Raw genomic sequence first — 15,932 nt, 5'->3', positions numbered from 1 at the left:
GGATGGGGCGGGTGTGGCGCGGCCACGACGACGTGCTGGACCGTCCGGTTGCGGTCAAGCAGATCCTGCTGCACGGCGGACTCACGGACGATCAGCGCCACGAGTTGACCCAGCGGCTGCTGCGGGAGGCGCGCGCCACGGCACGGCTCACCCATTCAGGGATCGTCACCGTCCATGATGTCGTCGCGCACGAGGGCGCCCCGGCCATAGTGATGGAGTTCCTCGCCGGCCCGTCGCTGGGCTCTCTGATCGAGCAGGAGGGGCGACTTTCGGTTGAGCGGGTGGCCGAGATCGGTGCGGCCATCCTGGACGCGCTCCGAGAGGCGCACACGGCGGGCATCGTGCACCGGGACCTGAAACCCGACAACGTTCTCCTGGCAGGGCGGCGGACCATCATCACGGACTTCGGCATCGCCAGTATCGCCGACGCCACCAGGATGACCTTCACCGGTTCCATCCTGGGCACCCCGGCCTTCATGGCCCCCGAACAGATCGAAGGGCAGGACGCCACTGAGTTGTGGGACCTCTGGTCGCTCGGCGTGACCTTGTACCAGGCGGTCGAGGGAGTCACTCCGTTCACCGGACCCACCATGGCCTCACTTTTCAACGCGATCCTGACCAGAGAGCCCCGGCCGGCCGAGCACGCGGGGCCCCTCACCGAGGTACTGGCCGGGCTTCTGGTGAAGGATCCCGCCGGCAGAGCCACAGCCGAAAAGACCACCGAAGCCCTTGAGGCGATCTCCCGTCCCGCCCCTCGGCCGCCGGTGATCCGGGCTCATCCCGTGTGCCAGTACCGACGAGCCGCAAGTCCGCCACAGCACCGTCCGCAGACCACTCCGACACCCGCGTCCTGGAAGGCCACACCGACACCGTCCGTGCGGTGGCGTTCAGCCCGGACGGCACCACTCTGGCCACCGCGAGCCACGACTCGACGGTGCGGTTGTGGGACATTGCCACGGGCCGCCCGATCCGAGAACTACTCAGCCACGCAGGCTCTGTGGGAGCAGTGGCTTTCAGCCCGGACGGCAGAACCCTGGCCACCGCCCATGGCGGTCGGGAAACGCGGCTGTGGGATGTGAACACAGGCGACCAGACCCACACGCTGCCAGTTGGCACGACAGGGAACCGCTCAGTGGCGTTCAGCCCGGACGGCACGATCCTGGCCACCGGCGGTCAGGCGCGCTTCTGGGACACGGCCACAGGCGAACCCGTCAAGCTCCTCAAAGACAACCCCGACAGTGTCAGTGCGATCGCGTTCAGCCCGGACGGCGAGCTACTGGCCAGCGCCGGCAAGGACAGCACGGTCCGGCTGACGCCGATGCCGTGAGCCGCCGCCCGTTGCGGAGTGTCCTGAGTCGGCCACAGGATTCTTACCAGGGGTTGAATCCCCCCTGCCTCGAACCACTACGAATTGAGTATGGGCATTGGGCTGAACGTCACTGTCAACGAAAGCCCCGATGGGCGCCGCATCGTCCACTACGACGGGCAGGCGTTCGAGCTGCGTCGCTCCCCCGGCGAAGTGTTCTGCTCTCCGCACGGCGGAGGGGCGATCCATCACGACAAGGTGTGCGGACACCTCACTGACAGGCCGGAGCCACCGATCGTCTATGCGGATCCGGACGAGGACCTGTGGCAACGCCTGCTCGCGTCCGCCCCGAGGGACGACAGAGAGGGACGACTGGCGTTCGGCGCCGGCGCCGGGCTGCGCAACGGGCAGGGCGGCGTCGTCTCCCAGGTCTGCCGGACGTGCACCCTCGTGCCGCTCACCACACTGGGCGGACGCAGGATCCCGAAAGAAGCGCTGTCGACCGCCCTTGCCCGGTTCGACCGCGCGGCGCACGCAGAAGCGCTTGCCAAGATCAAGGCGGCGATCGTCCAGGTCGTGAATGACTTCCCGATGGAGGCCTGGCCCTCCATGCCGCTCGAGAACTACGCGCTGGGGACCCCCCGCTCCAAGGAGTCCTTCTGCTACCGGATGGAGTTCGGGACCCCCGAACTGGGCAGTCTGGGCGGCAGGCACGCCGGGAAGCACCTCATCTACTGGCGCAAAGCCGAGAGCTCGTGGTACTACCCCGCAGAATACGACGATGAGCGGGAAGCCTGGCGGCGGGTGCGGGACGGATTCCTGCAGGCCTTCCAACTAGCCACCGACGGCCGTATCAGCGATATCGACACCATCGGCTCCCTGCGCTCCGGATCGGCACTCATCGCCAAAGCGATCTCCTGCTACATCCCCGACGCCGTCATCCCCGTTTTCAGTCGCGAGCACGTACGTTCCTTCCTGTTTCATCTCACCGGAGAGAACGCTTCGGCGCTGGAGGCATTCGGGGCTCATGAACGCCTCAAGCAGGTCATCGACGCCGACGAGCGTTTCGCGGGATGGCACCCTTACGAGGTGGGGATGGTCCTCTACGAATGGGCGGACCCGCGTCCCATCACCACCAGGATCCTAAAGGTCGCCCCCGGCGACGAGGCCATGTACTGGGACGACTGCCTCACAGGCGGATATATCTGCGTCGGGTGGGACGATGTCGGAGACCTCACCGCCTTCGCCTCCGAAGAGGACTTCCGCTTGGCCTTCGAAGTCGCCTACTCCGGCGAGTACAAGGGCTACAAGAGCAAGATCTCAGCCAAGGCCAACGAGCTGTGGCAATTCTCGCAACTCAAGCCCGGCGACCTGGTGGTGGCGAACAAGGGCACCAAGGAGGTCCTCGCGGTCGGCACCGTGACCGAGCCCGGATACGAATGGCGGTCCGACCGCACGCGATACAACCACACCGTTGCGGTCAAGTGGGACACGAGCTTCGCGCAACTGCTGCCGGAGCCCAAGGCGGCGTGGGGGATGGTCACCGTCTCAAAAGTCTCGGCGGACATGTGGAAGACCCTACGAGAAGGAAAGGCCACGGGCGGCGAGAGTTCGGCACCATCGGTCATCTCGGTGAACCCGCTGTTCGAGCAGATCGCCGACCTCCTCGCGCGCAAGGGTCAGGCCGTCCTGTACGGGCCGCCGGGCACCGGCAAGACCTACACCAGCCTCGGATTCGCCTTCTGGTGGCTGGCGACGAGGCTGCCGGGCATGGGCCTAGACGTTCTCACCGAATACGGGACACCCGAGTTCCGGCACGGTCTGGATACCTTGCAGAAGGCCGGATACCTGACGCAGGTGTCGTTCCACCCCGCGTACGGATATGAGGACTTCATCGAAGGGTTCCGTCCGGCGGAGGGTGAGGGCGGCGGACTGCGGCTGGTGCTGCGGGACGGGGTCTTCAAGAGGGTCTGCGGGGCGGCCTCGGCGAACCCGGAGCGGCCGTACCTGGTGCTGATCGACGAGATCAACCGGGGCGACATCCCGAAGATCCTCGGGGAGCTGATCACGCTGCTGGAGCCGGACAAGCGGGGCATGCACGTCACGCTGCCGTCCGGCGGGCGCTTCGCCGTGCCGTCCAACGTCTACCTGCTGGGCACGATGAACACGGCGGACCGCAGTATCCGGCTTCTGGACTCCGCGCTGCGGCGCCGGTTCGCGTTCCACGAGTTGCTGCCGGACACCGATGTCCTCGACGGGCAGAAGGTCGGGGACGTCGACCTGGGGCTGCTGCTGCGGGAACTCAACCGCCGGGTCGTGAAGGAACTGGGGCGGGAACGGCAGATCGGGCACTCGTTCTTCATGCCGGGCGGGGAGCCGGTCGACAGCGAGTCCGATCTGGCGGCCATCGTCCGGACCGAGGTGCTGCCGCTGCTCCAGGAGTACGCCTACGACGATTACTCGATGCTGTCCCGGTTCCTCGGCCAGGAAATCGTGGACGTGCAGGCGCACACCGTCGCCGGGCTGAGCGATGAACGGCTTGTCGAGGCACTGTCGTCGGAACTCCAGGCGAACGCGGGCGAGTAGTGGACACAGTCACGGTCGCCGAATATGAAAGCCGGCGGGTACCGGGCCTTGAGCCCAGCGCGGCGGACCTGGCCGTTGTCGAGTCCGAGGAAGTGGCCAAGCGGATCACACTGCGATGGCTCCGGGACGGCGCTCTGGAAATCGTCGCCGGGTCGCATGTGGGGGTGGTGGAACTCGACTGCGTGTCCGTCCATGTCGAGCCGAAACTCGCCGGGTCTGAACTGGGTGTTCTGGAAATGCTCGACTACGCGGCCGGGCTGCGTTCCCTGCGCGAACTGCCGCTGCTCCGGCGGCTCGGGGCCGGGTTGAATCTGCGCGACCTCGTGTGCCTGCTGCTGACCCGGGAATGCGAGTGGCTGCTGCGGCACGGGTTGCGGCGCGACTATCTGCGGCGGGAGAACGTACTGCCGGTCGTCCGGGGGCGGCTGCTGGTGGAGCGGCAGGTCACGCGGCGGTTCGGGATGCTGGACCGGCTGGAATGCCGGTATGACGAGCGCAGCGCCGACATCCTCGACAACCGGTTGTGCGGGGCGGCTCTTCACCTCGCGGCCCGCACGGCGAAGGACCCTGATGTGCGTGCGGCGGCTCGGCGGCTGGCCGCCGACTTCGCCGGCGTTTGTGCTGTCGGTGTTTTCGATGTGCGGTCGGCGGTGGAGCGTCTCATTTACCACCGGGCCAACGAGCATTACCGCAACGCCCATCGATGGGCGCGGATGCTGCTGGAGGGTTCGTTCTTCACCGATCGCCATGCGCGGCACAGCCGGACGACCCACGCCTTCATGGTCGACATGAACCAGTTGTTCGAGGATTTCGTCACGCAGATACTGCGGGACGCCTTCACCGGATCCGGTGTCATCGTACGGGCGCAGGAGAGCCTGCCCAGCGCGATCCGGGGCGAGGGAGGCGGCTCCTACACCGACATTCGGCCGGATGTTCAGATCGTCCAGGGGCGGCGGCGTTGTTCGGTGGACGCCAAGTACAAGTTGTACGCGGAACGGAATGTCTCCTCCTCCGATCTCTTCCAGAGTTTCGTGTACGCGCAGGCGGCGGGCGGCTCGGAGGAGACACCGGCCGCCTTCATCGTGTACGCGAGTGATCGCGACGTCGCACCCAGGACGGTCGCTCTGCATCGCGGGGACGGGAACGCGGCGGCTCGCGTGACGTACGTGGCGGTCAACCTGCCGAAAGTGCTGCGGTCGGTGGCCGAGCGGGAAGCATTGTCCGGCGAACTGCGCAGGCTGATGGTTCCGGCGGCTCACCGGTAAACTGCAGGGATATTCGTGTGCGAGGGGGCCCGCGTGCTGAGTCTGCCGCTGAAAAGGTCATTCCGCTACGTGCACGAACCGCTGCGGGACGGTATGGACGCGATCCCGTCCCTGGGCAATGAGCAACTGGCGGCGGAGTTGCGGGACCGCATCGCGTATTCGCGAGGCGGCACCTTTCTGATCAGCGGGTTTCGCGGTGCCGGGAAGTCCACCACCGTGCTGCGCGCCCTGGACGCGTTGGTCCGTGACGGTGATCGCGGGGAACTGGTCGTGCCGGTCGTGCTCAACATCGCGCGTTCGACCGACACCGACCGGCTCCTGTTCGCCCTGGTCCGGCGCATATTCGAGAGCCTGAACGACGAAGGGCTGCTGGCGCGGCTGCCGACCGAGACGCAGCAGTCGCTGGTGCTGGCCTATATGCGGACCTCGCTGTCGTTCAAGCAGACCGTTTCGGACGCGCTGGAGCGCGGTGCGGTCGCCGACGCGGGCGGCGGGTCGGCGCTCAAGACGGTCGTGCCCAAGGTCAGTCTCACGGCCAAGCGAACCCGTTCCCTCGCTCATGAGGCGCAGTTCCTCGCCTACTCCGAGACCGATGTCGAGCTCCCCGTTCCGATCGACGAGGATCGGCGCCGGCTGAGCGCGTACTACGTCATCGACTGGGTGCTGCGCAGCGAAGGCGAACCGTTCCGGACCGCCGACCTCTTCGCCGCGGACGGGAACGCCGGCGAACTCGATCCGCTGCTCCGGGCATCACCGCGCTCGGTCGAGCAACTCCTCCGCCACCTGGCCGATCACGGAGTCCTGGAGACCTTGCGGCGTGCTGGTGACGGTGACGCGACCCTGATCGGCGACGTTCCCGCCGCACAGGAGGCCGTCTACCAACTCGCTTCCGGCGTGAAACGGGCGCTGCTCGATTTCGCCCGCGGCAGCCAGAGTGAGCGGGCGGCGCTCGGAATGCCGGCGAACCCGCCGACGGAGCGATCCCAGATCGTCATCGGGCGGTACCGGCTGCAACGGGTCATCGGCGCGGGCGGTATGAGCCGGGTGTGGCTCGGGCACGACGAGGTGCTGGGCCGTCCGGTCGCGGTGAAAATGCTCCAGGCGCTCATCGGTGACGAATCCCTGTCCGCGCGTTTCCGGCGTGAGATCAAGATTCTCGCCGCGCTCGACCACCCGAACATCGTCCGGTACTTCGATGCGATCGAACGCCGCGACCAAATGGCGATCATCATGGAATTCGTCAACGGACCGACCCTGACCGACCTCGTCGCAGAAGGGCCGCTTCAGGCGGAGGAGGTCGCGCGCATCGGCGCCAAACTCGCTCACGCGCTGGTCTACCTGGAGCACCAGAACGTCTTCCGGCTCGATATGAAGCCGGGGAACGTGATGCTGCCGGAGCGGGACGAACCCAAGATCATCGACCTGGGCATCGCGCGGCATCCGCAGGCGGCCGACATCACCGGTGCCGGCAGCATGATCGGCACGCCGCACTACATGGCCCCCGAACAGGTCGACGGCAAGCCGCTCGACCACCGCGGGGACATCTACGCCTTCGGGGCGACGATGGTGTTCGCTCTGACCGGCGCCCCTCCCATTGAGGCCGACAACGCGATGGACGTCCTGCAGAAACTCCTGACGGTGGACATCGACGTGTCAGGGCTGCCGTGCTCCCGCGAATTCCGGCAGGTGCTTCACACCTGCCTGCGCCGCGACCCCAACGAGCGCTTCCAGCATGCTGCGGACCTGCTCACCGCCTTGGAGGCCGTACCGGAACTCGTCGCGTAAAAGGTTCTCCGCCAGTGCCGGCGCGCGAGAGTGGACATGCCGTCCGCACGCGTTAGAGGGAGCCCGGAGCGGGCGGCAGTTTGGCTTCGATCATGTAATGGATTCGAACGTCGCGGTAGGTGACGTTCTCTTCTACCTCGTCCGGCAGGTTGGTCCGGGTGCTTCCCGACGTGGACTCCACGGCGGCGTCGCCGGTGAACACCACCGAGTTCTCGGGCGCGGTGTTGAAGTGGACTTCGTCGGCCTTCACGTCGGCCGAGAAGAGGATCTCCACTGGTGGCGTTTCATCGTGGTCCATGGTGATGCCTCCTCAGCCGGGTCACTGCGAGAGCATGCGAAGCAGAGCACGCCCCAGGTCGCGCACCGACTCCTCGGTGTCGTGGAGAGCGTCCTGGAGGGGCGTGCCCTTCTCTTGGGCTTCGGCATCGTCGGACGTTTCCGGCTCGCTCTCCTCGTCGCTTCCGGCGGGTTCGGAGTTGGCCTCGGGAGGTTGCGGCTCGTCCTCTGCCTCGGGCTTTCCGGGCGGCTCGGAGTCTGCGTCGGGCTTTTCGTCGCTGGTCGTCTCAGGGGCGCCGCCGGTGTCCTCGCCCTGGTCCTGGGTCACCGCGTCGGTGTTCGGGGCAGTGTCGCGGGCCGCGCCCACTGCCTCCGTCCCCGCATCGCGGACGGCGCCTCCGGTCTCCTTGCCCACGTCGTTGACGGCGTCCCCAGCCCCCGACCCAACGTCGCTGACGGCTTCGCCGGTCCCCGAGCCCACGTCTCGGACGGCGTCTCCGGTGCCCGTGCCGACATCGCGGACGGCTTCTCCAGCGCCCGCACCGACGCGGTCGACCGCCCCACCGGCGCCGCGGCCCACGTCCCGGACGGCACCGCCCGCGCCTTCTCCCACCTCACGGACGGCACCACCCGCGCCCGTTCCCACGTCGCGGACGGCGCTTCCGGTTCCGGAGCCCACGTCGCGCAGTGCCGACTCCACGCCGCGTCCGACGTGCTGGAGGATCTCCGGGTTGCGTTCGAGGCTGGTGAGCAGCCGGTCGATGATCACGGCCACGTTGTCGAGGCGGACGTCCAGGAGCGCCTGCGCCTCGACTCCCTTGATCCCGAGGTCGACCCTGCCGAGGACGACGTCCGCGCCCACGTTCAGCCTGAGCAGGTCGAGGACTTCGGCGGACAGGGAGACGCGCGCCCGCAGGTCCTCGACCTCGAGCGTGATCTCGTCCACCTTGAGCTGCGGAACATCGAGGTGAACGTCCGGTCCATCGTTGCCCATCGGTACCCCCGTGACTCGGTTGGGCATCGCTGCCCTTTCGCTCCGCTACCCGGATCAGGCAGGAGAAACGTGCGGAGCGTCAGCCACCGGTAGCGGCCTTCTCCCGGTCCTCGGACTTCTCTTCCTCGCCGGTCTCTTCTCCGCCTTCGGCGGCGTCCGTGTCCTGAGGCTTGTCTTCCCCGCCGGTCTCTTCCCCGCCTTCGGCGGCCTCCGTGTCCTGAGACTTGTCTTCCTGGTCGGTCTCTTCCTGGCCGGAGGTCTCCTGCTCCTGAGACTCCTCCTCCTCCTTGAGGGCGTCCTCGTGGGTCTTGACGACCTCCCCGTCGTGGATCTCGCCGCGCCAGCCCTCGGTCTCCTCCTGGTTCAGGAGGGTCTGCGTCATCATGTGCCGCTTGATGTTCTTGAAGTCGAGGCGGAGCCGGCGGCCCTGGGCGCGCCACAGGTTCGCGGTCTTCTCGAAGAAGCCGTCCGGGTGGTATTCGGCCACGAGCAGGACGCGCGTCATGGTGGGGGCGAGTTCGTGGAAGGTCACGGCACCGTCGACGTAGCCCTTGGCGCCCTTGGACTTCCAGACGATCCGCTCGTCCGGCACCTGCTCGACGATCGTCGATTCCCAGCTGCGATGGGACAGGAAGATCTGCGCCCGCCAGTTGATCTTCTCGTCGGACTCCTGCTCGACGCTCTCGACCTTCTTGGTGAAGCTCGGGAAGTCCGCGAACTGCGTCCACTGGTCGTAGGCGACGCGCCGCGGCAGGCCCACGTCGAACTCCTCGACGATGTTGACCACCTTGGTCTTGCCGCGACTCTTGCTCTTGCCGTCGCCGCCGCCCACGGCCTTCTTCACCTTGTCCTTCGCGCCCGCCACGCCCGCGCCGACGCCGGCCTTGAGCGGAGATTCGCCCTGAGCGATCTTCTTCGCCCCCGTGGCCGCCATCTTGGCGCCGGTCCCCGCACCGTCGCCCGCGGCATCGTTGATCCGCTGGGTCAGGCCCTCCACCTGGCCGCCGGCCTTCTCAAGGGTCCGCACCATGAGCGCCTGACCGAGCTCCCGGATGGCGTCCTTCAGCTGTTCGACCGGCAGTTCCGTGGGCTTGGGGCTGCCGCGGTCTCCGGTGTCCGTCCCCGTCACGGTCACCACTTCGCTTCCTCGTAGACGTCCTTATCTCCCAGACCCCATAGCCAAAGAAGCCAGGACGAAACGGGCTAAACGGTCACTGACCTGGGAAAAGGAAAGATCTACCCGCCGCATACGCGCGGAATACGGGCTGTCAGAAGGTGATGGCGACCTTGCCACGGGCGTGCCCAGGTTCGATGTAGCGGAGCGCGTCGGGGATCTCGGCGAACGGGAACGTCCGGTCGATGACCGGGGTGACCTGTTCCTTCTCCATGAGCTCCGCCAGGTAGCGCAGATCCGCGGAGTTGGGCTTCCAGCTGACGGAGGTGATGCGCCGGCTGACGAACGGGGACGTCAGGGCACCGCGGAGCTGCTGCGCGGCCGGGCCTAGAAGGCGGCCGCGGCCCGAGGCGATACCGCCGACGAGCACGAGCCTCCCGCGCGAGGTCAGGGGGCGGCGCAGGTGCGCCAGTGAGCGGTTGCCCACGATGTCCATGAGCAGGTCGTATCGCCCCGCTCGCTCGGTGAAGTCCTCGCGGGTGTAGTCGATGACCTCGTCTGCACCCAGGGAACGGACGAGCTCGACGTTCCGGGTGCTGCACACGCCGGTGACCTCGGCCCCCAGCGCCTTGGCCAGCTGGACGGCGAACGTGCCGATCCCTCCTGACGCCCCGTTGACGAGGACCCGCCCGCCGGCGGCGATCTTCCCCGCGTCCCGCAGTCCCTGCAGAGCAGTGTGCGCGGCCATCGACACCGAGGCCGCCTGCTCGAACGTGAGCCGGGCGGGCTTGACGGCCAGCCTGTCCTGCGGGACGGCGACGGCCTCGGCGAACGAGCCCAGCCGGACCTCGCCGAAGACCTCGTCCCCCGGCTGGACACCCGTCACACCGTCGCCGACCCGGTCGACCACGCCGGCGAAGTCGGCGCCCAGGATGAGGCCCGGCTTCGGACGGCGCAGACCGTTGGCGAGCCGCGCCAGCGCCGGGTCGGCCCGCACGTACCGCCAGTCATAGGGGTTGACGGACGCGGCCCGGACGCGCACGAGCACTTCGTCCCGCGTGATGGCGGGTTCGTCGACGTCCGCGAGGGTCATGACGTCGGGCGGGCCGTAGCGGTCCCAGGTCCAGGCTTTCATGGCGCCGTCCTTCCACTGCCGAAGGTTCCCGGACGGCGCCTCGTACGCCGTAAGGTTGTCATACGTCGTAAGGTAATCGTACGCCGTAAGGCAGTCAAGGGGCCAGGGAAGGCGAAGCGTGCTCGGGCTACAGACCGGCGGCGCGGTGCCGCTCCAGCCCCTCCAGGATCAGGTCGAGCGCGAACTCGAACTCGAACTGGTCGTCGCAGAAGCCGAGCGTGCCGTCCGGGTCGTCGTGGACGGCGTCCACCAGCATTCCCGCGATGTTCGGGAACTGGTCGGCCATGGCCTCCGCCATCGCGGCGCCCTCGGCGTTCGACGTCCCGGCGCCGTCCGCCCGGAAGAGCTCCTGGGTGAACCCGAGGGCGCGGCTGCCGAGGACGTGCAGCGCCCGGTGCGCGAGGTCGAACGAGAACCCGCCCGCGCGCAGCAGCGCGACGACCCGGTCGTAGTAGGCGATGAGGAACGGGCTGGCACCGCTCCGGGACTCGAGCAACTGCGGAGCCCACGGATGCCGCAAGAGAACCTGCCGGGCGGCGAGGATCCGGCTGCGCAGCGCCGCCTGCCAGTCCTCCTCCGGGGACGGTCCCCCGGCCTTCTCCACCGCCGCCATGATCTCCCCGAGGACCACCTCGACGACGCCGTCGAAGACGGCCTGCTTGTTGGCGACGTGGTGGTACAGCGACATCGCCTCGACCCCGACCTCCTGCGCCAGGCGGCGCATGGTCAGGGAGTCGAGGCCGTCCCGGTCGGCGAGCCCCACCGCGGCGCGCAGCACCCGCCTCCGGCTCAGCGGAATCCGCGGCCGCTCGGCCTGCTCGTCGTCGACATCGGTGGGTGGGATCATGGATCGTCCTCCCGGCCACCCTACCCGTACGCGGTAAGTCTGCCCCGCGCGGCCGTCAGGGGACGACGGTCACGGTCAGGCCGCCCACCCGGTAGGCGCCGGGCTGCGGGCGGATCGCCTCGGCGATGCCGTGGCACACGGCGTCCGGAAGGGTGATCTCCAGGGCCTCGCCGGCGCCGCTCCACGTCACCTGCGGGCCAGGCAGCAGCACGACGGGACGGCCCGGCCCCCGCAGGATCAGCGGGTTCCCGTGCGGGACGCGCGCGGGCAGCACCCGGGTGAACTGCGGAACGTGCTGCGCACCGATCTCCAGCACGACGCCGTTGGACGTGTCGGCGCCGAGCTGGTGGAAGAACAGGAATCCCGTGCCGGACCCGTCGCGCCGCGACCCTTCATGGACGGTCCGTGCCACGCCGGGGACGTCCGCGAGCGACATCCGGTCCAGATTGGTCACCAGCGCCGGAAGGTGCGGCGCGATGGCACCGACGAGGCCCTCGACATTCCAGGATTGCGCGGCATGCAGTTCATCGGTCGTGATGCCGACGAACTGCAGGAAGGCGACCTTCCCAAGCGACGTGTCGGCACGCCCCAACTCAGGGTCGAGGACGAACGCGCCCGCCCGGATCGCCGAGCCGGGACGGTCGGGATCGAGCGGATCCGGGAACTCGATGTAGTGGCCCGCCTCGAAGTCGTTGCCGCTCTTCGCGACGTACGACGCCAGGTTCTCCAGGTGCCCCATCGCCCAGTTCGGCGCGACCGTCTCACCGGGCCGGCGCGGCACCCGCAGCGTGAACTCATAGCCGCGTTCCTCGAACGGCGCGGTCAGCGCGTACCCGATGAGATGCCAGTGCGGCACGGGCTCGTCCCGCGGATAGACGGCGATCGTATTGGTGACGAACTGCCCCATCGGCATCGGCCCCATGGGCCGGTAGGGCATCGGCGCATTCCATTCCAGACGCTGCGCGTCCCCGTACCGCGCCTTGAGCACCGCGTCGATCGCGTTCCACCCGTCAACGTTCAGCATCCCGCTCCCTCTGGACGAACCACACGTCCCGTACAGACGCACGAAACCTGATCATGGTTCACCCCTCCGCGACCGCCGCCGCGCGAAAACAGGAGAGTCAGCCGAGGAGGGACTCGGCCGTGTCCATGACAGCGGCGCGGTGGACCCAGCGCTCCAACTGGTCGGTGTCGGTACAGCTCATGACGCGCTCGCGGATCTCCTCGGGGATGGTGATCCCGCGGGTCTCCAGCACGATCGCCAGCGCCGTGGCCATCCCCTCGGCGAACCCCTCACCGAAACCCTTGGCGCGATTGGTGCTGGCCATGCGCGACTGCCATTCGTAGTGCTCGAGGATCACGATCTCTTCCCGTCGCGGTTGTGCGGGCATCGGACGGCCCCGCCCCCGCGCACGGAGGGCGGGGCCGTGACAAGTCGTCAGTCGAGGAGGTGTTCGGCCCTGTCGATGACCGCGGCGCGCTTCCCCCAGCGCTCGAGCTGGTCGGAGTCGGTGCAGCTCATCACACGCTCGCGAACAGCGTCGGAGACGGAGACCCCGCGAGCCTCCAGCACGAGCAGGAGCATCTTCGCCTCGCCCCTGACCTCGCCCTTGGCTTCGCCTCTGGCCTCGCCGATGGCCTCACCTTTGGCGATGTGGGACTTGGCGAAGTCGGATTGCCACTCGTATCCGGCGGTCTGCACGATCTCCTCCAGGAGCTTGCGGGCTGATTCGGAGAGCTGACTCACCAGATAGTCATGATACAGCTCGGCGGTTTCCTTGGTCTTGTCGTCCGTCGCGGGGACGTCGATGGCGGCGGCCACGCTGGCCAGGACGGCGTCAGCGTCCGGGCCGTCGGCGTACGCGGAGGCGGTGTAGACGGCCAGTTCGGGGAATCGGCGGGCCTCGGCCGGCTTGGTGATGGCCGGCAGCATCCCGGGGTGGACGGTCAGCGGCCTGAGCACCCATTCGGGGTGTCCCATGTCGATCGGCCTGGCGCAGGCGCGAGCGACGGCCAGGGTGGGGCAGAAGACCAGCAGCGTCACCGGGCACTTGTGCCGATGGCGCAGGAGCGCCGTGTACGCGGGCCAGCTGAAGGTCTTCGCCTCGTCGTAGCGCAGCTGCGACTCCACGATGGTGCCGTGGCTGGGCTTCTTGGGGTCGTCGAGGAGGACGGTGGCGTCGCAGCGCAACTCGGCCGGCCTCAGGTCCGCGAAGGACTCGGAGGTGATCGTCGCGCTGTCGTCGTCCCCGGGCGTGTCCAGGCCGAAGACGGTCCGCAATATCGTCGGGACGAGGGCCGGCTGGTTGCGGACCATCGCCAGCGGCACCTCGTGTTCTGTGGACGGCATGATGAGCAAACTATCGGTAATCGACTCGTCTCAGTGTGTTAAAACAGCCTGCCGTGCGGATCATTTGACAAAGTAGTCAAGGTGAGTCACTCCCCTTGGTCACCGGCGGTGGGGCGGGGCGCCCGCTTTGCCGGTTAGTCGCAAGTTGTGGGGCCAGGCAGAGGCTAGGTCTCGTCAGTCGGTGACCTTCAGGATGCCGTGGGCGCCGCCTTCGCCGTGGCGCATGTCGTGGTCGACGAACGGGTAGTGGCCGGGTTCGGGGACGACGGTCTCGACGAAACCGCCTTGCCCAGGAGCCAGATCCAGGATCTGCGCGCCGCCCGGGTCGCCCTTGCGCAGCAGGTAGGCGCCCTCCTTATAGACCGTGTCGAACTGCGCGCCGACGATATGGAACGCGGTCCCGGACGAGGGCCCGGCGTCCACCACCCAGACCCGGACCCGGTCACCCGCACGAGCCGTCAGCGGGGCATGGTCGTAGCCGGCCGCGGTCCCGTTGAACATCCACGCGTCCGGACGGCCCTCGCGCATCTTGCCCACCTGCGCGTCGCTACCGGGCTGCCCGAGGTACAGCTCGCCCTGAACGAGGACGTATTCGCGGTCGACGCGGGGCAGGTCCGGCGGGTCGATGATGACCGCGCCGTACATGCCGTTGGCGATGTGCTGCAGCATCGGCATCGTCGAGCAGTGATACAACCACGCACCCGCATGCTGAACCTTGAACCGGTAGGTCAGGCGTTCCCCGGGCTGGATCGTGCGCATCGGCACATCGGGAGCCAAGGTGCCGGCGTGGAAGTCGATGCCATGACCCATGGTGGTGTCGTTCACCAGCGTGATGACGAAGACATCACCGACCTTGCCGCGCAGCACCGGGGCCGGAACCGTGCCGCCGAACGTCCACATCGTCTGCCGGACCCCGGGCGCCACCTCCAACACACGGTCGGTCGCATGCAGTTCAAGGCGATGCTCCTTGGCACCGGGCGCGGGCTTGAGCGCCGCGTCATACGGCTTCCACCCCGGCAACATCGGTGCCGCCAGGTCCAGTTGCCCCGTCCCCATCGCCGTATGGCCCATCGCCTGGTGATCCATCGCCGACGTGGGCCCGGAGGAAGACGTCGACTTGATCTGCATCGTCATCCCGGCCGCGCGGTGACCGGGCACGGTGCACCAGCCGTCGACCGTGCCCTTCACCGACGGCACCGTCAGCGTCGCCGACTCGCCCTGACCCAGCATCGGCGTCGCCTGACCCGACTCCAGGCGCAGGTCATGCCGCATCGCATCCTTGTTCGTCACCTTCAAAACCAAGCGCGTACCAGGGGCGGCCTCGATCGTCCCCGGACGGATCCGCATGTTCGCCAGCGTCACCTCCACCACCCGCGTCCCCGACGCGGCCACCGTCTGCGAGGACGACGAGTCGCCGTTCCCCACCGTCACCCCGACGGCCAGGGCGGTCAGCAGAACACCGGCGGCCAGGCCCGCGATCACCGGAGACGGACGGTGAGACCGGAGAATCGTGGCGACCGCCAGCACGATGAAGGAGGCCAGTGCGGCCAGGACGACGATCCATGCCGCGCGCGAAGCCCATTCGGGCACCGGGAGCACGAGCAGCGGCACCGCGGCGTTGATCAACGCCGCCCGCACCACCCAGAAGCGTTCGATCAGCGCCGAGTTGGCCTTCAGGGCGGCCGGTCCCCCGCCCAGGACCACGGGCAGCAGGAATGTCAGCGCTCCCAGCAGCGTCTGCCCCACGAAGCCGACCAGCACCAGCGGGAGCAGCCCCGAGAGGCTCTGCCGCGAAGCGTCCACGATCAGCGTGACGGCGAACCAGGCCGTCCCCGCAGCGAGCATCCAGGACGCGGCCGTGTGCGGCCGCCGCTGCCGCAGTGTCCGGACGAACGGGACCAGCGCCAGCGCAGCGGCCCCCGCGTACACCAGCAGACCGCCGACCACGACCCACCGCAGCGAGGCGAGCAGGCCGCCCACCGCCACCGCGAGCCCCGGCACGGCGAAGCGCAGTGACCAGCGGGCGATTCGTCCCGTCCCGTCCACCATCCGGGTGCGCAGCACGGTCGGCCACAGCGTGAACAGCGTGCCCAGCACCGCGAGCCCCACCCAGCCCAGGATGTTGACCTGCGCGTGCGCGGCGTGCAGCCTACGCGGCGCTCGCGGTCGGCGGTGCGGCCGGCGTCGTGGGGGTCGTCGCGGCGCACATCGCGGTGCTCGCCCTGCGCGGGCGGAGCGCCTTGGGCGGACGGTTCGCGCACGTCGTGGCCTGGT

Annotated in this window: 13 protein-coding genes and 1 pseudogene; 5 read left to right on the top strand and 9 right to left on the bottom strand. The window is 68.3% G+C overall.

All coding sequences use genetic code 11. The annotated features are described in order from the left end of the window. Positions 1–2: 2 nt before the first annotated feature. The 5 genes and pseudogenes from E1284_RS44120 to E1284_RS28800 form a co-directional block, all read left to right on the top strand. Positions 3–665, top strand: a pseudogene (locus E1284_RS44120) (serine/threonine-protein kinase); the annotation flags it as partial. A 119-nt stretch (positions 666–784) separates the two neighbouring features. Further along, complete coding sequence (locus E1284_RS44115; RefSeq protein WP_131943300.1) at positions 785–1,327, top strand: WD40 repeat domain-containing protein; 543 nt, start codon at positions 785–787, stop codon at positions 1,325–1,327. Between the two features lie 90 nt (positions 1,328–1,417). Continuing rightward, entirely contained in the window at positions 1,418–3,892 is a 2,475-nt protein-coding gene (locus E1284_RS28810) for an AAA family ATPase (RefSeq protein ID WP_131943299.1), read from the top strand. Continuing rightward, positions 3,892–5,157, top strand: coding sequence for an McrC family protein (locus tag E1284_RS28805; protein ID WP_131943298.1), 1,266 nt, complete (start codon positions 3,892–3,894; stop codon positions 5,155–5,157). Before E1284_RS28810 ends, E1284_RS28805 begins: the two co-directional genes overlap by 1 nt. Positions 5,158–5,190: 33 nt before the next feature. Continuing rightward, positions 5,191–6,942: a serine/threonine-protein kinase gene (locus E1284_RS28800; protein ID WP_131943297.1), complete on the top strand. Its 1,752-nt coding sequence runs from the start codon at positions 5,191–5,193 to the stop codon at positions 6,940–6,942. A gap of 52 nt (positions 6,943–6,994) precedes the next feature. Here E1284_RS28800 and E1284_RS28795 read toward each other — a convergent pair whose 3' ends face one another. The 9 genes from E1284_RS28795 to E1284_RS28755 form a co-directional block, all read right to left on the bottom strand. Next, positions 6,995–7,240, bottom strand: coding sequence for a hypothetical protein (locus tag E1284_RS28795; RefSeq protein ID WP_131943296.1), 246 nt, complete (start codon positions 7,238–7,240; stop codon positions 6,995–6,997). Between the two features lie 21 nt (positions 7,241–7,261). Continuing rightward, positions 7,262–8,164 (bottom strand): hypothetical protein, encoded by a 903-nt coding sequence (locus tag E1284_RS42650; RefSeq protein ID WP_207924003.1) that lies wholly within the window; start codon positions 8,162–8,164, stop codon positions 7,262–7,264. Between the two features lie 127 nt (positions 8,165–8,291). Beyond that, a complete protein-coding gene (locus E1284_RS28785) occupies positions 8,292–9,350 on the bottom strand; it encodes an SRPBCC family protein (protein ID WP_207924002.1) in 1,059 nt (352 codons plus the stop codon). A 130-nt stretch (positions 9,351–9,480) separates the two neighbouring features. Further along, positions 9,481–10,461 carry an NAD(P)-dependent alcohol dehydrogenase gene (locus tag E1284_RS28780; protein WP_131943295.1) on the bottom strand — a complete coding sequence of 327 codons (981 nt, stop codon included), beginning with the start codon at positions 10,459–10,461 and terminating at the stop codon, positions 9,481–9,483. A gap of 127 nt (positions 10,462–10,588) precedes the next feature. Beyond that, positions 10,589–11,308, bottom strand: coding sequence for a TetR/AcrR family transcriptional regulator C-terminal domain-containing protein (locus E1284_RS28775; protein ID WP_131943294.1), 720 nt, complete (start codon positions 11,306–11,308; stop codon positions 10,589–10,591). Positions 11,309–11,363: 55 nt separating this feature from the next. Continuing rightward, positions 11,364–12,332 carry a suppressor of fused domain protein gene (locus tag E1284_RS28770; RefSeq protein WP_131943293.1) on the bottom strand — a complete coding sequence of 323 codons (969 nt, stop codon included), beginning with the start codon at positions 12,330–12,332 and terminating at the stop codon, positions 11,364–11,366. Positions 12,333–12,429: 97 nt separating this feature from the next. Next, positions 12,430–12,669: a hypothetical protein gene (locus E1284_RS28765; RefSeq protein WP_131943292.1), complete on the bottom strand. Its 240-nt coding sequence runs from the start codon at positions 12,667–12,669 to the stop codon at positions 12,430–12,432. Between the two features lie 77 nt (positions 12,670–12,746). Continuing rightward, a complete protein-coding gene (locus E1284_RS28760) occupies positions 12,747–13,658 on the bottom strand; it encodes a hypothetical protein (RefSeq protein ID WP_131943291.1) in 912 nt (303 codons plus the stop codon). Positions 13,659–13,832: 174 nt separating this feature from the next. Beyond that, complete coding sequence (locus E1284_RS28755) at positions 13,833–15,638, bottom strand: multicopper oxidase domain-containing protein (protein WP_243714804.1); 1,806 nt, start codon at positions 15,636–15,638, stop codon at positions 13,833–13,835. Between the last annotated feature and the right edge of the window lie 294 nt (positions 15,639–15,932).

It is taken from the genome of Actinomadura bangladeshensis, from assembly GCF_004348335.1.
GTDB classification, from domain to species: Bacteria; Actinomycetota; Actinomycetes; order Streptosporangiales; family Streptosporangiaceae; genus Spirillospora; species Spirillospora bangladeshensis.
The sequence above is the reverse complement of the archived record's forward strand: the minus strand, read 5'-3'. Positions and strand labels throughout refer to the sequence as shown.